Source organism: Mycobacterium sp., from assembly GCF_049281135.1.
In the GTDB taxonomy this organism is placed as follows: Bacteria; Actinomycetota; Actinomycetes; order Mycobacteriales; family Mycobacteriaceae; genus Mycobacterium.
Window position 1 is genome coordinate 1 of the sequence record NZ_JBAPRN010000664.1, and the last position, 4,805, is coordinate 4,805.

Below are 4,805 nucleotides of genomic sequence, written 5' to 3' on the forward strand. Positions count from 1 at the left end.
CCAGCACCGCTGCTCACGGGTGGCCGGGAACACCTCGCGCATCGCTTTCCAGAACCCCAGCGCGCCATCCCCAACCGCCAGGACCGGGGCCGTCATCCCGCGGCGGCGGCAATCGCGCAGCACATCGGCCCACGACTCGGTCGATTCCCGGAACCCATCGGCCAGGGCGACGAGCTCTTTGCGGCCATCAGCACGCACGCCGATCATCACCAACAGGCAGAGTTTGGTCTGCTCGAGGCGGACCTTGAGGTGGATGCCATCAACCCACAGATAGACGTAATCGGCGCCCGAGAGGTCGCGAGCCCCGAATGCCTTCGCTTCGTCCTGCCACTGCGCGGTCAGCCGGGTGATCGTGGTGGCCGACAATCCGGCCCCCGACCCGAGGAATTGCTCCAACGCCGGACCGAAGTCACTGGTCGAGAGCCCGTGCAGATACAGCAGCGGCAACACCTCGCTCATCTGCGGGGACTTGCGTGCCCACGCCGGCAGGATCGCCGAGGAAAACCGCCGCCGCTCACCGGTATCGGGATCAACACGGCGGTCGTTTACCCGTGGCGCCACCACTGGCACCGCACCCGCGGCGGTCAATACGTCACGCTCGTGGTGATAGCCGTTGCGGACCACCAAGCGCCGGCCGTGCTCATCGACCTGGTCAGCGAATTGTTCGACATAGGCGCTGACTTCGACCCGCAGCGCGGCAGCCAACATCTGGCGGGCACCGTCGCGAACGATCTCATCGAGCAACGACCGGCCATCGCCACCGTTGTCGTTGGATGATTCCTGGTCGTGAACTACCGTGAGCATGGGCGCACCTTCCCAACCAGCGCGCCAACGCCGGTCTTGCTCGAATACCTGATTCCGTGATGATCATCCCCGGGAAGGTACGCCCACTTTCAGGCGACGTCACCCGGGCTCATCCACAGTTTTCGATCATTGCGCTGCGCGAACTTAGGCAGTCACCTGTGCCGCATCGCTGCGCGCCGGCAACAAAGGCACGGTGCTGTTGATGTCATCAACACCCTTCGCGTAGCCCCAGGTCGCGTGACGTCGTTTCGCGTCGTTTCGCGTCGTCGAATCTAGTATTTCCGCAGGTCACGCCATTTTATGCGCCTGGTTCGATTCCCGGCAGCTCCACTGGAAAAGGCCGCCCTGAGCAGCGCTTTGTCTCTCCTTGCCTGGCAGACATCAACAGGCCGTCAACGTCGGCGTCTCAGGTATCAACGACATTGGGGTCGACTCAACGGCAGCAAACACCCAACGGGCTCGCAGTGGATGCTATGAATATCGATCATTTGTCGCTTCGCATCAGCCGTAGGCGAGAAGTTGGCGTTAAGCCAGAAGCCACATCAGTTCGCGGCTCCTGCGCAACCTGCGGTAGAGGATGCTTTCGGTGCCGCTCGATCAAGTCTTCAACATCCTCGCGCGTCATGCGCCAGGTGCGACCGACCCGGTACCCCGACAATTCGCCACGGTTCAAGCGACAGGATAGCCAGCGCACACCATCCGTCATCTCCGGAGGGAGAACCATCTTCGCGACGTCGCAGAGCGAGTACGTGTTGATCTCGAGCGCGTCGTCGTCCATAACTCATACTCTGACTTGCGTCTGCGCTTTGTAAGAGTTCGCAATGAAATCCATTGGCTGTGAACGGGCCCACGCCGGATTACCACGTCAGTCCGCAGTCAGCCGCGGCAAATTCTTGACGAAATTCGCACACGGGTGCGCGAAGCGCTGAGGCCACGGCACTCCGACTCTGTCAACGGACCTAACCGCGTTTGGGGCCGGCCACCAGATCGAGAATAGACGGCCGTCCCGCTCTGAAAATGATGGGTAACAGCGGTTACCCATGAAAACCGCGACTGAGGTGGCGGGGCGAATGTCCTTGTCGCTCAAGGGTTGGCCACGGATTTGGACACGGAACACCGCGGAACCGATGCGAACAAGCGGGACTGGGCGAGATAGGTCGGATGGCTGAACGTCCCTGGCCTGCAGCTATGAGACCGCGCGTACCGGGGGAGACAGCGACTGGCTAGCTCATAACTTAGAGGTCGAATCGTGGCCAGTGAGAGGCGTGTTGGCGGCATTTTTGCTGCGAACATGCTGTTTCAACCTCTCCAACCGCGAACCGTAGGTCGGACCGACTGGTGTGCTATCCGGTGTAGCTTTTGGGTGTGTTATCGGGCTCTTATCTGGTAACGTCTCGGGTAGATCAATATGGAGGTGCGATATGCCGGTCTTGACCGTCTCTGCGGCGCAGCGGCTGGATGATGAGGCAGCGACGCTTTCGATCCGCGAGATCGCCGCATATCTGCAAGAGGCTGTCGGCCAACGCGTCGCGGCGGCGATGGCGGGCTTGGCTGACGCCAAACAAATCGGTCGCTACGCGCGCAATGGCGGCCCGGAACCTCACGGCGCGACCGAGCGCCGGTTACGCGAGGGCTACAAGGTCGTCAGGATGCTCGTCGACGCCTACGACGACAAGACGGCGCGGGCGTGGCTGTTTGGCACCAACACGCGGTTGGACGATCGCGCGCCGATCGAGGTGCTCGGTGCGGCGATCGACACCGCGGAGTTCGCGATGGTCGTACGGGCCGCACGGCAGGTCGCCAGCTTCCAGTTGTGATCGCGGCGCCCGAGCAAGGGCGAACCCTGTGGCGGGTCGGCTATTACGCTGACCCGCTCGGCTTCACTCCGCTAGACCGTATGGGGAGGCTGGGGCCTCACTGCATGTGAACGTGGGTTGCCGACAGGGTGGTCCTGGCCGGTAGAGCCACAGATGTAGGAGGCCCCAGTGTTAGGTCAGCGTACGAGTGTTGGTTTGGATGTGCACGCACGATCGGTGGTTGCGTGTGGGTTGGACCGGGAGACCGGTGCGGTCGTCGAGCGTCGTTTGACACCTGATCACCGTGAGATCGTGGGTTGGATCGAGGGCTTACCGGGGCCGGTCGCGGTGACCTATGAGGCCGGCCCTACCGGATTCTTCCTGGCTCGGGCCTTGGAGGCGGCCGGCGTTTCGTGTCAGGTCGCTGCGCCCTCGAAGTTGATCCGTCCGGTCGGGGACCGGGTCAAGACCGATGCCCGTGATGCCGTGCATCTGGCACGGCTGCTGCATCTGGGACAGGTCACCGCGGTTGCGATTCCCACCGCCGAGCAGGAAGCGGCCCGGGATCTGGTACGAGCCCGCGAGGACTGCCGCGGGGATCTGATGACCGCGCGACACCGGATATCGAAACTGCTTCTACGCCAGGGGATCGTCTACTACGAGGGGAAGACCTGGACCGGCCGTCACGAGCTGTGGCTGCGCAAGCAGCGCTTCGACAACCCCGCGTTGCAGTTGACCTACGATGCCGCATTCGATGCCATGACAGCCTGCGTGGACCGGCGGGAGCGGTTGGAGGCAGCGATCGAGGCGATGGCCGCCGACAGTGAATTCACCCCGGTGGTGCAACGACTGGGGTGTATCCGGGGGATCGCGACGCTGACGGCGTTCGGGCTGGCGACCGAGATCGGGGACTGGCATCGGTTGACTGGCCGCACGATCGGCGCCTATCTGGGTCTGGTCCCCTCGGAGTACTCCTCGGGCGATAGCCGGGTGCAGGGCTCAGTGACCAAGACCGGCAACGGACACGCGCGGCGACTGCTGGTCGAAGCGGCATGGCATCACCGCAGCCCGTACCGACCAGGGACCATGTTGCGGCGCCGCTGGGAGCTGGCTTCCCCGGCCGCTCGGGCCCGTGGCCAAGCCGCCAACCGGCGCCTGCATCAGCGGTGGATCGACTTCGATCTGCGCAGGAAACGATCCGTGGTCGCCAACATGGCCGTGGCCAGGGAACTGGCCGGCTGGTGCTGGTCACTGGCCGTGCTCCAGGAGTGATCAGCCCACCCTCGTCCAGATGAGAACAATCGGTGGCGACGGCAAGCGTCTTGGAGTGACCCGCGAAAGCTCTATGAGCAATCCTGTTGCCCAGCAACATCATTACGCTCGATGCTAGACAGCGGCCAACTCCGACTCGAAAGTCCGGTCCTGCGGTAACCAACCCGCGCATATCAGTTGTGTGGTCCCCTTCCGGGGACGCCCGCGCATGCGGGAAAATCGGGTGCGGTCGCTCGCCGAGGTCGATCATTCTTGGCGCTGGTGAGCCCGTATATCAGTTTGATCCGGGGAGCCGATGGTGGGGCTGCGCATTGTTGCCATGAGCACGAGGGTCCGACTCTTTTCTTTCCCTGTTCGGTTCCTGCGGGCGGCCGCGCTCATGTAATCGGTTTCGTGGGAAGGATTTTCGTGATGGACGAGGTCGACGATGTCGAACTGTTAGTGGAGCGGGTGGCGGCGCTGGATCTGGGCAAAGCCGTTTTGGAGGCGTGTGTGCGGGTGCCGCACCCACAGCGGCCCGGTAGGCGAATGCAAGAGCTACGCGGTTACGGCACGACCACCGCGCAGTTGTTGGCGATGGTGGCCTGGTTGCGGCACTGGCAGGTGCAGCGGGTGGTGATGGAATCCACCAGCACCTACTGGAAGGGCGTGTTCTACCTGCTGGAGGCCGAGGGGTTTGACCGCTGGCTGGTCAACGCCCGCGAGGTGAAGAACGTGCCGGGTCGGGCGAAGACGGATCGGGCCGATGCGGTCTGGCTGGCGAAAGTGGCCGAGCGTGGCATGTGCCGGCCGTCGCTGGTGCAGCCACCCGAAATCCGTCGGCTACGCGACCTGACCCGCTACCGTCGGGCTCTGGTGCAGGACCGCACCCGCGAGCAGCAACGGGCCGAGAAGCTGCTCGAGGACGCCCAGATCAAGATCTCGTCGGTGCTC

5 protein-coding genes are annotated in these 4,805 nt (G+C 63.5%); 3 read left to right on the forward strand and 2 right to left on the reverse strand.

Translation table 11 applies throughout. The features are described from left to right. Positions 1–804, reverse strand: an 804-nt coding sequence (locus tag WAN02_RS26655; RefSeq protein ID WP_422268038.1) for an IS256 family transposase, incomplete at its 3' end; no start/stop codon positions are given. 484 nt (positions 805–1,288) lie between these two features. Further along, on the reverse strand, positions 1,289–1,582 hold the full coding sequence (locus tag WAN02_RS26660) for a helix-turn-helix domain-containing protein (RefSeq protein ID WP_422268040.1): 294 nt from the start codon (positions 1,580–1,582) through the stop codon (positions 1,289–1,291). Between the two features lie 643 nt (positions 1,583–2,225). Here WAN02_RS26660 and WAN02_RS26665 point away from each other — a divergent pair. The 3 genes from WAN02_RS26665 to WAN02_RS26675 form a co-directional block, all read left to right on the forward strand. Next, positions 2,226–2,621 (forward strand): XRE family transcriptional regulator, encoded by a 396-nt coding sequence (locus tag WAN02_RS26665; protein WP_422268042.1) that lies wholly within the window; start codon positions 2,226–2,228, stop codon positions 2,619–2,621. 168 nt (positions 2,622–2,789) lie between these two features. Next, positions 2,790–3,872, forward strand: a complete 1,083-nt coding sequence (locus WAN02_RS26670) for an IS110 family transposase (protein WP_422268044.1) — start codon at positions 2,790–2,792, stop codon at positions 3,870–3,872. A 411-nt stretch (positions 3,873–4,283) separates the two neighbouring features. Then, the coding region (locus WAN02_RS26675) for an IS110 family transposase (protein WP_422268046.1) at positions 4,284–4,805 on the forward strand (522 nt) is incomplete at its 3' end.

What these genes read in the sequence shown, in the direction of transcription:
- WAN02_RS26665 (WP_422268042.1), top strand. Translation starts at nt 2,226, where the DNA reads ATGCCGGTCTTGACCGTCTCTGCGGCGCAGCGGCTGGATGATGAGGCA.
- WAN02_RS26660 (WP_422268040.1), bottom strand. Translation starts at nt 1,582, where the DNA reads ATGGACGACGACGCGCTCGAGATCAACACGTACTCGCTCTGCGACGTC.